The 15,724-nt window shown below is 71.2% G+C and carries 11 protein-coding genes; 9 read left to right on the top strand and 2 right to left on the bottom strand.

All coding sequences use genetic code 11. The features are described 5' to 3' along the window. Positions 1-195: 195 nt before the first annotated feature. The 9 genes from OG504_RS19290 to moeZ all read left to right on the top strand — a co-directional run bounded on the left by OG504_RS19290 (position 196) and on the right by moeZ (position 12,293). Positions 196-1,914, top strand: a complete 1,719-nt coding sequence (locus tag OG504_RS19290; RefSeq protein ID WP_405990925.1) for an ABC transporter substrate-binding protein — start codon at positions 196-198, stop codon at positions 1,912-1,914. Positions 1,915-1,918: 4 nt separating this feature from the next. Further along, complete coding sequence (locus tag OG504_RS19285) at positions 1,919-3,016, top strand: ABC transporter permease (RefSeq protein ID WP_405990924.1); 1,098 nt, start codon at positions 1,919-1,921, stop codon at positions 3,014-3,016. After that, positions 3,013-4,011 (top strand): ABC transporter permease, encoded by a 999-nt coding sequence (locus OG504_RS19280; protein WP_405990923.1) that lies wholly within the window; start codon positions 3,013-3,015, stop codon positions 4,009-4,011. Before OG504_RS19285 ends, OG504_RS19280 begins: the two co-directional genes overlap by 4 nt. 14 nt (positions 4,012-4,025) lie before the next feature. Further along, positions 4,026-5,627 (top strand): dipeptide ABC transporter ATP-binding protein, encoded by a 1,602-nt coding sequence (locus tag OG504_RS19275; RefSeq protein WP_405990922.1) that lies wholly within the window; start codon positions 4,026-4,028, stop codon positions 5,625-5,627. Positions 5,628-5,908: 281 nt separating this feature from the next. Continuing rightward, positions 5,909-7,645 carry a DUF3492 domain-containing protein gene (locus OG504_RS19270; RefSeq protein ID WP_405990921.1) on the top strand — a complete coding sequence of 579 codons (1,737 nt, stop codon included), beginning with the start codon at positions 5,909-5,911 and terminating at the stop codon, positions 7,643-7,645. After that, entirely contained in the window at positions 7,642-9,210 is a 1,569-nt protein-coding gene (locus OG504_RS19265; protein ID WP_405990920.1) for a hypothetical protein, read from the top strand. The genes OG504_RS19270 and OG504_RS19265 overlap by 4 nt, the downstream gene beginning before the upstream one ends. A gap of 144 nt (positions 9,211-9,354) precedes the next feature. Beyond that, the gene (locus OG504_RS19260) at positions 9,355-10,314 is read left to right on the top strand and encodes an NAD(P)-dependent oxidoreductase (protein WP_033282020.1); all 960 of its coding nucleotides are present in this window, start codon (positions 9,355-9,357) and stop codon (positions 10,312-10,314) included. Further along, the gene (locus OG504_RS19255; RefSeq protein WP_405990919.1) at positions 10,302-11,051 is read left to right on the top strand and encodes a spherulation-specific family 4 protein; all 750 of its coding nucleotides are present in this window, start codon (positions 10,302-10,304) and stop codon (positions 11,049-11,051) included. The genes OG504_RS19260 and OG504_RS19255 overlap by 13 nt, the downstream gene beginning before the upstream one ends. A 63-nt stretch (positions 11,052-11,114) precedes the next feature. Then, a complete protein-coding gene (gene moeZ, locus OG504_RS19250; RefSeq protein WP_384162523.1) occupies positions 11,115-12,293 on the top strand; it encodes an adenylyltransferase/sulfurtransferase MoeZ in 1,179 nt (392 codons plus the stop codon). A 98-nt stretch (positions 12,294-12,391) separates the two neighbouring features. On the opposite strand, the gene OG504_RS19245 is transcribed toward moeZ, so the two are convergent. Beyond that, a complete protein-coding gene (locus OG504_RS19245; RefSeq protein ID WP_405990918.1) occupies positions 12,392-13,948 on the bottom strand; it encodes an alpha/beta hydrolase in 1,557 nt (518 codons plus the stop codon). A 138-nt stretch (positions 13,949-14,086) separates the two neighbouring features. Continuing rightward, entirely contained in the window at positions 14,087-15,631 is a 1,545-nt protein-coding gene (locus OG504_RS19240) for an alpha/beta hydrolase (RefSeq protein WP_405990917.1), read from the bottom strand. Between the last annotated feature and the right edge of the window lie 93 nt (positions 15,632-15,724).

Here is a 15,724-nt window from a genome sequence, read left to right as displayed (position 1 = left end):
GCGTTCGTGTCGCGACCCGCACCACCACGCTCTTGCCCGTGTGACTTCGGCAGGGCTTTCTCGACGACCTGACGCCGGGGCAGACGGCTGTTCACTTCCGTCTCACTCCTCGTCCATCCGTCTCACTATTCGAGAGATCTGCGCGAGATCCGCGAAAGATCCTCGAAGGTCCCCCCTCGAGAGGTCGTCATTCCGATGCGTCAACCGTCCGTCATAGCCCGGCGCGTGGCCGTGGCATCCGTCAGCCTGGCCGTGGCAGCGGGCGCCGCCGCCTGCGGGCCGAAGGACAACGATGCCAAGGGCTCCGGTGGCGACTCCACGCCCCACAAGGGCGGCACGCTCACGGTCCTGAACGCGCAGCCCCAGGAGGACTTCGACCCGGCCCGCCTGTACACCTCCGGCGGCGGCAACGTCCCCTCCCTCGTCTTCCGTACGCTCACCACCCGCAACCGCGAGAACGGCGCGGCCGGTGCCAAGGTCGTCCCGGACCTCGCCACCGACACCGGGCGCCCGAACAAGGACGCGACCGTGTGGACGTACACCCTGAAGAAGGGCCTCAAGTACGAGGACGGTACGGCGATCACCTCGGCCGACATCAAGTACGGCATCGAGCGCTCCTTCGCCCCCGAACTCTCCGGCGGCGCGCCCTACTTGCGGGACTGGCTGGTCGGCGCGGCCGACTACCAGGGGCCGTACAAGGACAAGAAGGGGCTCAGCGCGATCGAGACTCCCGACAGCCGGACCATCGTCTTCCACCTGAACAAGCCCGAGGGCGAGTTCCCGTACCTCGCCACGCAGACGCAGTTCACGCCCGTCCCGAAGGGCAAGGACACCGGGACGAAGTACGAGGAGCACCCGGTCTCGTCCGGCCCGTACAAGGTCGTCAGCAACCAGAACGACGGTGAGACGATCGTCCTGGAGCGCAACAAGTACTGGTCCACGGCGACGGATGCCGAGCGCAAGGCCTACCCGGACAAGATCGACGTGAAGTCGGGGCTCGACTCGTCCGTGATCAACCAACGGTTGTCCGCGTCCCAGGGGGCCGATGCCGCCGCTGTCACCACCGACACCAACCTCGGTCCCGCCGAGCTCGCCAAGGTGACCGGCGACAAGGAGCTCGCGGCGCGCGTCGGCACCGGGCACTTCGGTTACACGAACTACATCGCGTTCAACCCGAAGGTCGCGCCGTTCAACAACGCCAAGGTGCGGCAGGCGATCTCGTACGCCATCGACCGCTCGTCGGTGGTGAACGCGGCGGGCGGTTCGTCGCTGGCCGAGGCCGCGACCACCTTCCTGCCGAACCAGAAGTCCTTCGGCTACGACCCCTACGACCTCTTCCCGGCGGGCGCGTCCGGCAACGCGGCGAAGGCCAAGGAGCTGCTCAAGGAGGCCGGTTACCCGAAGGGGATCACGGTCACGCTGACGCACTCCAACGACAAGGACTTCGAGACCAGCCCCGAGATCGCGACCGCGATCCAGGACGCGCTCAAGAAGGCCGGCATCACCGTCAAGCTCCAGGGCCTGGAGATCAACGACTACAAGGACAAGATCCACAGCGTCAAGACCGAGCCGGGCTTCTTCCTCGCCCACTGGGGTGCCGACTGGCCCTCCGGCGGTCCCTTCCTCGCCCCGATCTTCGACGGCCGCCAGATCGTCAAGGACGGCGCGAACTTCAACACCGGCATGCTCAACGACAAGTCGGTCAATGACGAGATTGACGCGATCAACAAGTTGACGAATCTTGACGAGGCCGCCAAGCGGTGGGGTGCACTGGACAAGAAGATCGGCGAGCAGGCCCTGACCGTGCCGCTGTTCCACCCCGTCTACAAGCGACTGGTCGGCAAGGACATCAGGAACGTCGTCATCAGCGACTGGACCGGCGTCCTGGACATCTCCCAGGTCGCGGTCAAGTAACCCCATGAGCGAGGCACTTGTCGCCTCCCAGACCGCCGGGACGGACCTCTCCGTCCCGGCGGTCTCGGGGGCCCGTCAGTTCTGGCGGCGGCTGCGTGCGCAGCGCGCCGCCCTCGTCGCGGCGGCCGTCGTCGCCCTGCTCGTCCTGGTCGCGCTCGCCGCGCCGCTGCTCACCGCGGTCGAGGACCAGGACCCGTTCACCTACCACCCCTCGCTGATCGACTCCGCGCGCGGAGGTGTGCCGACCGGCTCCTTCGGCGGCCTCACCGGCGACCACTGGCTCGGCGTCGAACCGCAGACCGGGCGCGACCTGTTCGCCCGGCTCGCGTACGGCGCCCGGGTCTCGCTCGGCGTCGCCCTCGGGGCGACCGTCGTGCAGGTCACCATCGGGGTCGTCATCGGAGTCGCCGCCGCACTCGGCAGTCGATGGGTTGATCAACTGTTGAGCCGGATCACCGACATCATCGTGGCGATGCCGTTGATGATCATGTCGTTGGCGCTGCTCGCGATCGTGCCCAGCAGCTTCCCGCGCCCTCTGCTGGTCGCGCTCGTCATCGGGCTCATCGCCTGGGGCAACATCGCGAAGATCGTGCGCGCCCAGACGCTCACCCTGAAGGAACTCGACTACGTCTCCGCCGCCCGGCTCAGCGGCTGGGGCACCTGGCGCATCGCCCGCCGCGAACTGCTGCCCGGGCTGGCCGCGCCCGTCATCACCTACGCGGCGCTCCTCGTACCGATCAACATCACCACCGAAGCCGCGCTGTCCTTCCTCGGCGTCGGCGTGAAGCCCCCGACGCCCTCCTGGGGACAGATGCTCACCGCCGCCGACGTCTGGTACCAGGCCGCCCCGCAGTACCTGCTGCTGCCCGCCGGCGCCCTCTTCGTCACCGTCCTGGCGCTGACCGTCCTGGGCGACGGCATCCGCACGGCCCTCGACCCGCGCGCGGCCTCCCGCCTGCGTATCGGCACGGGCCGCAAGCGCGAGGCCAAGGCGGACGCGAGCGCCAAGAAGGCGACGGCGGACGGGAACTCCGGTCAGTCAACAGTTGACCCGAGCGTCAATGCGGTCAATACGAGCGGCGAGAAGGAGGACCCGGCATGAGCGGCTTCGGAGGCTTCGTCCTGCGCCGCGGCATCGGCACCGTGATCACCCTGCTCGCCATCTCGGTGATCGTCTACGTCGTCTTCTTCGTCACCCCCGGGAACGTCGCCCAGATCACCTGCGGCCCGCGCTGCTCCCCGGAGCAAGTGCACCAGGTGGCCCAGCAGTTGAGGCTCGACGACCCGCTGTACCTGCGCTACTGGCACTTCCTCCAGGGCATCCTCGTCGGCCAGGACTACTCCACGGGCACCTCGGTGGAGCACTGCTCGGCGCCCTGCCTCGGGCTGTCGTACCAGGGCGACCAGCAGGTCACGCAGCTGATCCTGTCGAAGCTGCCGGTCAGCCTGTCCCTCGTGTTCGGCGCGATGGTCCTGTGGCTGATCCTCGGCGTCGGCACGGGCGTCCTGTCCGCGTGGCGGCGCGGCCGGTTCACCGAGCGACTGCTGACCGGCATCACGCTCGCGGGTGTCGCCACCCCGGTGTTCGTGATCGGCCTGGTGCTGATGATCGTCGTCTGCGGGCAGCTGCAACTGCTGCCCTTCCCGCAGTACGTCGCCCTCACCGACGACCCCGAACAGTGGGCCTGGAACCTGCTGTTGCCCTGGCTCTCCCTGGCCCTCATCGAGGCCGCCGCGTTCGCCCGGCTCACCCGGGCGTCGATGCTGGAGACGCTCGCAGAGGACCACATCCGCACCTTCCGCGCGTACGGCGTGGGGGAGCGGTCGATCATCGGGCGGCACGCGCTGCGCGGGGCGTTCGCGCCGATCATCGCGCTCAACGCCAACAACGTCGGCTCGGCGGTCGGCGGCGCGGTGCTCACCGAGACGCTCTTCGGGCTGCCCGGCATCGGACAGGAACTCGTCCACGCCGTCAATGTCGTCGACCTGCCGGTGGTCGTCGGCATGGTCCTGGTCATCGGCTTCTTCGTGGTCATCGCCAACGCCGTCGCGGACGTGCTGTACGCGGTGGCCGACCGACGGGTGGTGCTCGCATGAGCTCGGGTACTGGCATGAGTCCTGTGGACGCCTTGGTGGAAGTCACCGACCTGACGGTCGGGTTCGGGTCCCTGCGTGCCGTGGACGGGCTCTCCTTCCGGCTGGAGAAGGGCGCCGCGCTGGGCCTGGTCGGCGAGTCCGGCTCGGGCAAGTCCACGGTCGCCTCGGCCCTGTTGGGGCTGCACCGCGGCACGGGCGCCGACGTCGGCGGCTCGGTGCGGGTGGCCGGCATCGACGTACAGGAGGCGTCCGACGCGGACCTGCACCGGCTGCGCGGCGGCAAGGCCGCGATGGTCTTCCAGGACCCGCTGTCGTCCCTGGACCCGTACTACGCGATCGGCGACCAGATAGCCGAGGTCTACCGGGTGCACACGCGCGTGTCCCGTCGGGCCGCACGCGCGCGTGCCGTCGACGTACTGGACCGGGTCGGCATTCCGGACGCGGCACGGCGGTCCCGTTCGCGCCCGCACGAGTTCAGCGGCGGCATGCGGCAACGCGCCCTGATCGCCATGGCGTTGGCGTGCGAGCCCGACCTCCTGATCGCCGACGAGCCCACGACCGCGCTCGACGTGACCGTCCAGGCGCAGATCCTCGACCTGCTGCACACGCTGCGCGAGGAGACCGGCCTGGGACTGCTGCTCGTCACGCACGACGTGGGTGTCGCCGCCGAGAGCGTCGACGAGATCCTGGTCATGCGGCACGGGCGGGCCGTCGAACACGGGCCGGTGGGCACCGTCCTCGGGGCACCGACCGAGCCGTACACTCGCGACCTGCTCGGCGCGGTCCCGCGCGTGGACGCGCCGCGCGCCCGCTCAGCGGCGTCCTCGGCGCCCGCGGAGGTCGTCCTGGAGGCGACGGGCCTGCGGCGTGAATTCGGGCGCGGAAAGCGGGCGTTCGCGGCCGTGGACGACGTGTCGCTGACGATCCACCGGGGCGAGACCCTCGGCATCGTGGGCGAGAGCGGCAGCGGCAAGACGACGCTGGGCCGGATGCTGGTCGGGCTCCTGAAGCCGACGGCCGGCGAGATCAAGCCCGGCGGCGGCGTACGCCCCGACGTCCAGATGGTGTTCCAGGACCCCGTCTCCTCCCTCAACCCCCGCCGCAGCGTGGGCGAGTCGATCGCCGACCCGCTCCGCGCGCGTGGAGAACGCGACGAGGAGACCATCCGGGGGCGCGTACACGAACTCCTGGAGCGCGTGGGGCTCGAAGGGGCGCACTACGACCGCTACCCGCACGAGTTCAGCGGCGGCCAGCGCCAGCGCGTGGGCATCGCACGGGCGCTCGCGGCCGACCCGCGCGTCATCGTGTGCGACGAGCCGGTCTCCGCGCTCGACGTCACCACCCAGGCGCAGGTCGTCGCCCTGCTGGGCGAACTCCAGCGCGAACTCGGCCTAGCGCTCGTGTTCGTCGCCCACGACCTCGCCGTCGTCCGCCAGGTCAGCGACCGGGTCGCGGTGATGCGACGCGGGAGAATCGTTGAACAAGGCCCCGCCGACGAGGTCTACGACGCTCCCCAGGACCCGTACACGAAGCAGCTCCTGGCCGCCGTACCGGCCCTCGATCCCCAGGTCGCGGCCCGACGCAGGGCGGCCAGGCGGGAGTTGGCGGCGACGTGACGGTGCCGTCGCGACGACGCGACGGTAGCGTCCCCACGACGTGACGGCATCGTCGCTACGGACCCGTAGCGACGGCACGACCGCGGCCTGACGTTGCGTGCGCGATTGATCTCTTAGCGCGACCGAACGCGAACCGCACGGGAAAGTTACGACCGTTCACCCCTTTTGGTGGCGCGATGGACAACCGTCCGTCGCGCCACCGCCTTGTCCGCATACGTTCGTCCCGCTGCGAGCCGCCGGGTCAACGGCGGCTCCCCATATGGGAGATCGGGGGTGTGCCCGTGCGCATAGGACTGCTTACGGAGGGTGGCTATCCGTATGTGAGCGGTGACGCCAGACTCTGGTGCGACCGGCTCGTACGCGGGCTCGGGCAGCACGAGTTCGACATCTACGCGCTCAGCCGCAGCGAGCGCCAGGAGGACGAGGGCTGGCTCGAACTGCCGCCCCAGGTCGGCCGGGTGCGTACCGCGCCGCTGTGGACCGCCGAGGACGACGGGGTGACCCTCGGGCGCCGTGCGCGCCGGCGGTTCGCCGAGTGCTACGAGGAGCTGGCGGCCGTGCTGTGCGAGGGCGACGGCCAGGCCTCCTCGGAGGTGGCGGAAGGGGTGCCGGGTGAGCCGGGGGTGCTCTCCGCCGATGTGGCGGACCGTTTCGCCAACGCGCTGTACGGGCTCGCCGAACTCGCCCGCGACGAGGGCGGACTCGTGGCCGCGCTGCGCTCCGAGAGCGCCGTGCGTGCGCTGGAACGCGCCTGTCGTGCGCCCGGCGCACTCCGTACGGCACGCGAGGCGCGTGTGCCCGAACTCCTCACCGTCGCCGCGCAGTTGGAGCGCGCGCTGCGCCCCCTCTCGCTCGACTGGTACGAGGACGACGCCCTCGGCTCCGTGGACCTCTGCCACGCGACCGCCGGCGGCACCGCGGCCCTGCCCGGGTTGCTCGCGCGGCACTTCGCCGGCGTACCGCTGCTGGTGACCGAGTACGGCGTACAACTGCGGACGCACTACCTGGCCTCCGCCGACGCGCCGCCCGCCGTACGGGCGCTACTCGCCGCCTTCCACGGCAGGCTGGCCACCGAGACCTACCGGCAGGCTGAGGTGATCACCCCGGGCAACAGCCACACCCGCCGCTGGCAGGAACGCTGCGGCGCCGACCGTACGAAACTCCGCACGGTCCACCCCGGCATGGAGGCGACCCGCTTCGCGGAGGTCGGCGAGGCGCCCGACGGCGCGGACCCGGACACGCTGGTGTGGGTCGGCCGGGTCGAACCCGCGAAGGACCTGATCTCCCTGCTCCACGCCTTCGCGGAGATCCGCAAGGACGAGCCCAAGGCACGCCTGCGGATCGTCGGCGCTCCGTCCGGGGCCGAGGGCGAGGCCTACCTCGGCCACTGCCGGGCGCTGGCCGCCCAGCTCTTCCCCGACGAGGCCGAGGGCGTGCACGCGGTCGGCGACAACCCGGTGTCCTTCGAGGAGATCGGCGGCCCGGAGGCCCCCACGCTCGCCGAGGCGTACGCGGCCGGCACGGTGATCGTCCTGTCGAGTGTCGTCGAGGGCTTCCCCCTGAGTCTCGTCGAGGCCATGTTCTGCGGCCGGGCGACCGTGTCCACGGACGTCGGCGCGGTGGTCGAGGTCATCGGCGGTACGGGGCTGGTCGTGCCCCCGCGCAATCCGCGGGCGCTCGCGGAGGCGTGCGTGAGCCTGCTGCGTGCCCCGGAGCGCCGTGAGCGCCTGGGCGCCGCCGCCCGCGCCCGAGCGCTCGAACTGTTCACCGTCGAGCAGAACATCGCGGCATTTCACGGCATTTACCTGGAGATCGTCTCGCACTCCCCGGTCCGCCGCGTCGTCCTGAACGAGGCAGGCGAACCCCTCCCCTTCGCGGCCCCCGCCGAGTCCCACGTCCCCGGCCGCTGGACCGGCCCGATGGCCCGCGTCGTGGCCCGCGGCGGCCCCACATGGGCGACGACCGGAGCGCCGGTACGCGCCACAACTCCCTTGCCGGCCACGGAGGCAGCCCGATGAGCGGCCTCGGCGAACTCGACCGCCCCGGGACGCCCGGGAGCGCGGGGGCGTGGGACGCGCGGTCGGAGGAGTGGCTCGGGGGGAGTGGGGAGTCGGAGGCGGCGGAGGGAGTGGCGCCGGGCGAGCCGTCGGTTGCCTGGCAGGACGCGGGTGACGTGCGTGGTGCCGTCGCCGGCGACGAAGTCCCCTCACCGGCTGCCGGCGACGGCAACGGTCACGTCCGTGTCGCCGCCGGCCGCGACGAAGCCGTGCCGGTCGCCGACCAGGACACCGGTGACGTCCATGTCGCCGTAGAGCGTGACGAAGCCGCGCCGGCCGCAGGCCCGGACCTCTACGCCTCCGCTCGGATCTCCGCCGCCCCCGCTCCAGGGGCCGCCCGCCCCGCAGTTGACGCGCAGCAGCCATACCCCCGCACGGCGCCCGAACCGACCTCCCGCGCGACCGACCGCAAGCCCGCCCCCACCCGTCGCGGTGCCGCCGACCCCGTGAAGGCGCTGATGCACCGTCACCGCGAGCTGTGCGAAAGGGCCGTCGACCCGCTGGAGATCGCCGCGGGGCTGGAGGCGCACGGCGTCACCGATCGGACCGCCGCCCGCTTCCGGCACCGGGACGTGTTCTCGCTCGCCGAGGAGATGTACGCACGCGTGCCCCGCGACGACGCGGCGGCCCCGCCCTCCGACACCGTGGCCGCGCAGCCACCCCGCGCGGGCTGGGCCGTACTCGCCCTCCTGCCCGGCGTCCTGTGTGCCGCGGCCGTGGTCGGGGTGCGGCTCACGGACGGTCGGCTGCGGCTGACGGTGGCCGTCGTCGGTGTGCTCGCCGTGGCGCTCGCGGTGCGCATCGCCCTCGGCCGCGGCCCGCTGAGCAACCCGCCCGGCACGCACGCGTGGCGCACGCCCCCCGGCACCCGCCTGTGGACGTACTGGCTGCTGGCCTACGCCCTCCTCGGCGACGGACTGCTCCGTGCCGCGGACGACGGCGGGCCCGACGGCCTACCGACCGGCCTCGCGGGCGGAACCTGGTCCACGGCCACCGCACCGGTCCTGGCCCTCACCCTGGCCTGTGCCCCCGCCGCCTGGTGCGCCCACCGCTTCGCCGTACGCGCCCGGCGAAAGCTCGCTACCAGTCGCGGACTTGAGGACTTCGCCGACTCAGTGCGACCGCTGTTGCTCGGCACGTTCGCCCTGTTCCTGTGCGCCCTGACCACCCTCCTCGCCCTCTGCGGCGCGGCCCTGGACGAGCCTGCCGCGTACGCCCAAGCCCTCACCCTGGGCGCCCTGTTGCTGCTCGCCCGCCTCCTCACCGTCCACGGTTTCACCCGCGCCCCGACCCTCGCCCTCGGCGCGGCGGCCGCGACGGAGGCGATGGCCCTGGCCCTGGACCTCATCGGCCGGCTCCCCGGCTGTGGCTTCCTGGCCACCCCCGTCGAAACCGTCCTGGAGTCCTGGGGCCCGGCCGGTATCCCCGTCCTGGCCTGCGGAGCAGCCGCCCTGGCCCTCCTGTTCCACACCACCCGCACGCTGACCAGAGCCTCCGCGCACGCGCCGGCGAACGAGCCGCGGTGACGCCGCCGATGACCCGCACCAACCAGACGCGTCACCCGGCCGCAGGCGCCCGGCCCCACCGCCGGAGGCAACCGCATCACCCTGTGAAGGAGAACACCAGATGATCACCTCCCGATCCGGAGAGTCGGCCCCGGGAGCCGTCCGATGAGGGTCCTGCTGATCGGAGCCAACGGCTACCTCGGCCGCTTCGTCGCCGACCGCCTGCTCGCCGACCCGGCCGTCCAGCTCACCGCGCTCGGCCGCGGCGACGACGCCGACGTCCGCTTCGACCTCGCGACCGGCAGCCCCGGAGCGCTCACCCGCTTCCTGGACGCCGTCCACCCAGGAGTCGTCATCAACTGCGCCGGTGCCACCAGAGGCGGCGCCCGCGAACTCACCCGGCACAACACCGTCGCCGTCGCCACCGTCTGCGAGGCCCTGCGTCGCAGCGGCTGCGGAGCCCGGCTGGTGCAGATCGGGTGCGGCGCGGAGTACGGCCCCAGCCAGCCCGGTTCCTCCACGGCCGAGGACGCCGTACCCCGCCCCGGCGGCCCGTACGGCGTCAGCAAACTCGCCGCCACCGAACTGGTCCTGGGCTCCGGCCTCGACGCCGTGGTGCTGCGCGTCTTCTCACCCGCCGGACCCGGCACTCCCGCCGGTTCCCCGCTGGGTCGGCTCGCCGAGGCCATGCGCCGGGCCATGCAGTCCGGCGACGGCGAACTCAAACTCGGCGGCCTGGGCGCGCAGCGCGACTTCGTCGACGTACGGGACGTGGCCCGCGCGGTCCACGCGGCCTCGCTCTCCGCCGCGCAGGGCGTCATCAACATCGGCTCGGGCCGCGCGGTCCGGCTGCGCGACGCCGCCGCCGTCCTCGCCCGCGTGGCCGGATACGGCGGCGCGCTGCACGAACTCGACGGCCCGCCCGGCCCGTTGAGGGCGGCCATCGGGCACCCCCGCACCGACCCCGACCACGCGGCACCGGTCGCGTACCCGTACCCGGACGGCTGCGGGAGCTGGCAGCAGGCCGATGTGCGCACCGCGCGCGACCGGCTCGGCTGGCGGCCCCGGATCAACCTGGAGGAGTCCCTCGCCGACATCTGGATGGAGGCGGCATGCCGCATCTGACCAGCAGGACCCTGGGCACCGCGAGCACCGGCGTCCGCACCGGCTTCGGCATCCCCGGCTACGCGCACCCCCTGGTCGCACCGACCGAATGGGGCGAACTCACCCGCCCCGGCACCCCCTTGCACTGGGTCGTCCTCAATGTCTCCTCCGGCCCGGGGGCCCGCCCCGACCCGCACTGCCTGGAGGCGGCCGGGCGGCTCCGCAACACCGGCGTCCGCGTCCTCGGCCACCTGGACGCCGCGCACGGCGCCCGCACCTTCGGCGACCTGATCTCCGAGGCGCACCGCTACCGCGACTGGTACCAGGTCGACGGCTTCCTCCTGGACCGCTGCCCCACCGACCGGGCCGCGCTCCCCGAGGCCCGCCGCACGGTCGGCGCGCTCCGTGAGATCCGGGACGGCGCCCACATCGTCCTGGGGCACGGCACCCACCCGCACCCCGGATACGCCGAGTGCGCCGACCAGTTGGTGACCTTCTCCGGCCCGTGGAGCGACTACCGCTGGTCCCAGGTCGCCGAGTGGACCGCCGACTACCCGCCCGAGCGCTTCTGCCACTTCGTGCACGGCGTCCCGCGCGGTCATCTCGACGAGGCGCTGCGCATCGCCCGCTGGCAGGGCGCCTCGACCATCTACTTCACCGACCGCACCGATCACGGCGGCCGCACCGACCCCTGGGAGACCCTGCCCGGCTACTGGGACGAGATCGTCTCGCGGATCGGAACGGGTGTCTCGGAATGAAGAAGGGCATGGCAGTGTTACGGAGAGAACAACTGTAGTGATTGACCGACCAACGGAGTCCCCGTGTCGCTGCCACCCCTGGTCGAGCCGGCTGCCGAGCTCACCGTAGACGAGGTCCGCAGGTACTCCCGCCACCTGATCATCCCCGACGTGGGCATGGACGGGCAGAAGCGGCTGAAGAACGCCAAGGTGCTCTGTGTGGGCGCCGGCGGTCTGGGCTCGCCGGCGCTGATGTACCTGGCCGCGGCGGGCGTGGGCACGCTCGGCATCGTGGAGTTCGACGAGGTCGACGAGTCGAACCTGCAGCGCCAGATCATCCACAGCCAGGCCGACATCGGCCGCTCCAAGGCCGAGTCGGCGCGCGACTCCGTGCTGGGCATCAACCCGTACGTGAACGTGATCCTCCACGAAGAGCGGCTCGAGGCCGAGAACGTGATGGACATCTTCAGCCAGTACGACCTGATCGTCGACGGCACGGACAACTTCGCGACGCGCTACCTGGTCAACGACGCCGCCGTGCTGCTGAACAAGCCGTACGTGTGGGGTTCGATCTACCGCTTCGACGGCCAGGCCTCCGTCTTCTGGTCCGAGCACGGTCCGTGCTACCGCTGCCTCTACCCGGAGCCCCCGCCCCCCGGCATGGTCCCCTCCTGCGCCGAGGGCGGCGTCCTGGGCGTGCTGTGCGCGTCCATCGGCTCCATCCAGGTCACCGAGGCGATCAAGGTCCTGACCGGCATCGGCGACCCGCTGGTCGGCCGCCTGATGATCTACGACGCCCTGGAGATGCAGTACCGCCAGGTCAAGGTCCGCAAGGACCCCAACTGCGCGGTCTGCGGCCCGAACGCGACCGTCACCGAGCTCATCGACTACGAGGCCTTCTGCGGCGTCGTCTCCGAGGAGGCCCAGCAGGCGGCCGCCGGCTCGACGATCACTCCCAAGCAGCTCAAGGAGTGGATCGACGACGGCGAGAACATCGAGATCATCGACGTCCGCGAGATCAACGAGTACGAGATCGTCTCGATCCCCGGCGCCAAGCTGATCCCGAAGAACGAGTTCCTCATGGGCACCGCCCTGGAGACGCTCCCGCAGGACAAGAAGATCGTCCTCCACTGCAAGACGGGTGTCCGCAGTGCAGAGGTCCTCGCCGTCCTCAAGTCGGCCGGCTTCGCGGACGCGGTCCACGTCGGCGGCGGCGTGATCGGCTGGGTCAACCAGATCGAGCCCGACAAGCCCGTCTACTAGACCCACGCTTTCCCGGGAGGGGCTCGGCACGACATGTGCCGGGCCCCTTTCCGCTGCCCCCGTTGTCCCTGTCGCCCCCGTCGCTCCGACCGCCCCGGCTACGAGGCGCAGATCTTCCCGTCCTGGGGAACCGTCCCCTTCAGCAGATACGCGTCCACCGTCGAGTCCACACAGTCGCTCCCACTCCCGTACGCCCCGTGCCCCTCGCCCTTCCAGGTGAGCTCCACACCGACGCCCTTGCCCAGCTCGTCGACCATCTTGCGGGCACCCTCGTACGGCGTCGCCGGGTCCCCGGTGTTGCCGACCACCAGGATCGGCGCCGCACCGGGCGCGCTGACCTCCGGGGTGTCGTACTGCCCGGCCACCGGCCAGTCGTGACACCACCCGGCCGTGTCCCAGCCCAGGAAGTCGCCGAACACGGGGGAGATCTTCTCGAACTCGGGCAGCAGCTTCTCCGTCTGCGCGGGCGTCGGCCGCTGCTTGTCGTCCAAGCACGATATGACCCGTTGGGAATGGGTCGTCGTGCCGTAGTGCCCCGCGCTGTCACGGTCGTTGTAGCCGTCGGCGAGCGCCAGCAGCTCCGAACCGTCGCCCTCCTCCGCGGAGTTCAGGGCGCTGGTCAGCGTGGGCCAGCTCTCCTTGCTGTACAGCGGGAGGACGATGCCGGTCAGCGCGAGGGTGTCGGTCAGCTTCCGGCCGGTCGAGGTGGCCAGCGGCTCGGCGTCGATCCGCTTCAGCAGGGCCGCGATCTTCTTCGAGCCCTGGGCCGGGTCCTGGTCCGTCGACTTGAGGTAGTCGTCCAGCGCGCGCTGGAAACCCCGGGTCTGGTTCAGCGCGTGGCCCACCGAGTCGGCGCTCGGGTCGACGACCGCGTCCAGGATCAGCCGTCCCACGTTCTTCGGGAACAAGTGGGCGTAGACACCGCCGAGTTCGGTGCCGTACGAGATGCCGAAGTAGTGCATCTTCGTGTCACCCAGCACCTGGCGCATCAGGTCCATGTCGCGGGCCGTGTCGGTCGTCGACACATGCGCCATCAGCTTCCCGGCGGCCTTCTCGCAGCCCTTGCCGAAGTCGGCGGCGTCCTGGAAGTACGCCTTCTCCTCGGCCGGTGTGTCCGGCGTCGCGTCGATGTCCTCGGTGGCCTGGATCGCCTTGTCGCTGCGGCAGCGGACGCCCTCGCTGGCGGCGACCCCGCGCGGGTCCCAGCTCACCAGGTCGTAGCGCTCGTGCAGCGCGGAAACCGTGGTGGCGTACGCCGGCATGTAGTCCACGCCCGAGCCGCCGGGGCCGCCGAAGTTGAACAGCAGCGAGCCGATGCGGTCGCCGCCCGTCGACTTGGAGCGGATCAGCGCGAGCCCGATGGTGGTGCCGCCCGGCTTCGCCCAGTCCAGCGGTACCTTGAGCGTCGCGCACTGCCAGTCGCCGCTCGGCGCGGCCGAGTCGGCGGTGGCCTTGCAGCGTGCCCAGTCGAGCTTCTGTCCGGTCAGTGACGCGGGCAGCGCGGCCGTAGTGGAAGAGGACGAGTCGGCTGCGGACGGCTTGGCGTCCCCCGCGCCCGCGCCGTCCTTGCCGTCGTCGGACGAGCCGCCGCTACAGCCGGCCGTCAGCAGTGCGGCGGCGGCCATCAGGGCCGTCCACCGTACGAATCGCGCCATGTGCTTTTCCCCCCTCGCAGGCCGTCCGCGTCACGCAGCGGATGGCGGTCAGGCCATAGTAGGCGGCGCGAGCCGAGCCCGTGACAGCCTGTGGATAACCTTTTGACCTGCGCTTTTGACCGGATTTCGGGGGTGGGTTCAGGAGCAGACGGTGCCGGCCGCCGGGACTTTCCCGTTCAGCAGATAGCCGTTCACCGCGCTCTGCACGCACTTGTTCTTGCTGTCGTACGCCCCGTGCCCCTGGCCCTTGTACGTCAGCTCGACCGCGACGCCCTTGCCCAGCGCGTCCACCATCTTCCGCGCACCTTCGTACGGCGTCGCCGGGTCACCGGTGTTGCCCACGACGAGGATCGGCGCCGACCCGGCCGCGCTCACATCGGGATGGTCGGCCGCGCCCGGCACGGCCCAGTCGGTGCAGCTGACCATTCCCCAGGCGAGGAAGTCGCCGAAGAGGGGAGAGGCGGCCCGGAACTCGGGCAGCTTCCGCTCCACGTCGGCGGCGGTGTATCTCGGCTTGTCGTCGGCGCAGTTGATCGCGATGTTCGCCGCGGTGATGTTGCTGTACTCGCCGTTCTCGCTGCGCCCGTTCATCGAGTCGGACAACGCCATGAGGACCTTGCCGTCACCGCTGTAGGCCTGTTCGAGGCCCTCGGTGAGGTACTCCCAGAAGTCCTTCGAGTACAGCGCCTGCGCGATGCCGTTGGTGGCGGCGGTCTGGGTCAACTGGCGGGGGAAGATGCCCGGGATCGGCTTGCTGTCGAGGCTCTTGAGCAGCTTGGCGATGCGGTCCTTGACGTCCTGCGCGGTGTCGCCGATCGGGCAGTCCGTGGTCTTCGACGTGCAGTCGTCGGCGAAGTTGTCGAGAGCGAGCTGGAAGCCCTCGGCCTGTCCCAGGGAGCCCTGTTCGGAGTTCTGGGTGGGGTCGACGACCGCGTCGAAGACGGCGCGCCCCACGTGCTTGGGGAACAAGTGGGCGTAGACGCCGCCGAGTTCGGTGCCGTAGGAGATGCCGAAGTAGTGCAGCTTGTCGTCGCCGAGGACCTGGCGCATCAGGTCCATGTCGCGGGCCGCGTCGGTGGTGCGCACCTGGGGGAGCATCTTCTTGGAGTGCTTCTCGCAGGCCGCGTTGAACTCCTTGGTGTTGGCCAGGAGCTCGGTGCGCTCGGCCGCGGTGTCCGGGGTCGCGTCCTGCTGGAAGTACTGGTCGAGCTGGGAGTCGCTCTCGCACTCGACGCCGGCGCTGCGGCCGACTCCGCGCGGGTCGAAGCTCACCAGGTCGTAGCGGGTGCGGAGGGTCGCGTAGTCCTCGCCGAACGCGGGCAGCGTGGTGACGCCCGAGCCGCCGGGGCCGCCGAAGTTGAAGACGAGCGATCCGATCCGCTTGCTCTTGTCGCCGCTGGCCTTCGCCCGCACCAGGGCGAGTCCGATCGTGTCGCCCTTGGGCTTGCTCCAGTCGAGCGGCGCCTTCATGGTGGCGCACTGCCACTTGGTGCCGTTCGCCAGCGGCGACGGCGCGGCGCCGCCGCCCTCCGCCTCGGACGGGGCCGGACAGTCCTTCCAGCTCAGCTTCTGGGCCGTCGGATCCTCGTCCTTGGAGTCGCCGCCGCAGCCCGCCAGCGTGGCGGACAGCAGGACGACGGTGGCGGTCAGGGCAGCGGCACGCAGCCGGGAGGGGTTCGGCATGATCCCATCCTGGGGTCGTACGCGGCGCTGCGCTCGGGGCGCGGGCCGTACGAGGTACGCACGCGTGTGTGCCCTGCATGCCTACGTGGTGCG

This window comes from Streptomyces sp. NBC_00986 (genome assembly GCF_045162565.1).
Lineage (GTDB): Bacteria > Actinomycetota > Actinomycetes > Streptomycetales > Streptomycetaceae > Streptomyces.
Note: the sequence above shows the minus strand (reverse complement) of the source record. Positions and strands in the feature narration are given on the sequence as shown.

Bases quoted from the DNA above. Each gene is read 5' to 3' on its own strand.
- OG504_RS19290 (WP_405990925.1), top strand. From the start codon at position 196: ATGCGTCAACCGTCCGTCATAGCCCGGCGCGTGGCCGTGGCATCCGTC.
- OG504_RS19285 (WP_405990924.1), top strand. From the start codon at position 1,919: ATGAGCGAGGCACTTGTCGCCTCCCAGACCGCCGGGACGGACCTCTCC.
- OG504_RS19280 (WP_405990923.1), top strand. From the start codon at position 3,013: ATGAGCGGCTTCGGAGGCTTCGTCCTGCGCCGCGGCATCGGCACCGTG.
- OG504_RS19275 (WP_405990922.1), top strand. From the start codon at position 4,026: ATGAGTCCTGTGGACGCCTTGGTGGAAGTCACCGACCTGACGGTCGGG.
- OG504_RS19265 (WP_405990920.1), top strand. From the start codon at position 7,642: ATGAGCGGCCTCGGCGAACTCGACCGCCCCGGGACGCCCGGGAGCGCG.
- OG504_RS19260 (WP_033282020.1), top strand. From the start codon at position 9,355: ATGAGGGTCCTGCTGATCGGAGCCAACGGCTACCTCGGCCGCTTCGTC.
- OG504_RS19255 (WP_405990919.1), top strand. From the start codon at position 10,302: ATGCCGCATCTGACCAGCAGGACCCTGGGCACCGCGAGCACCGGCGTC.
- OG504_RS19245 (WP_405990918.1), bottom strand. From the start codon at position 13,948: ATGGCGCGATTCGTACGGTGGACGGCCCTGATGGCCGCCGCCGCACTG.
- OG504_RS19240 (WP_405990917.1), bottom strand. From the start codon at position 15,631: ATGCCGAACCCCTCCCGGCTGCGTGCCGCTGCCCTGACCGCCACCGTC.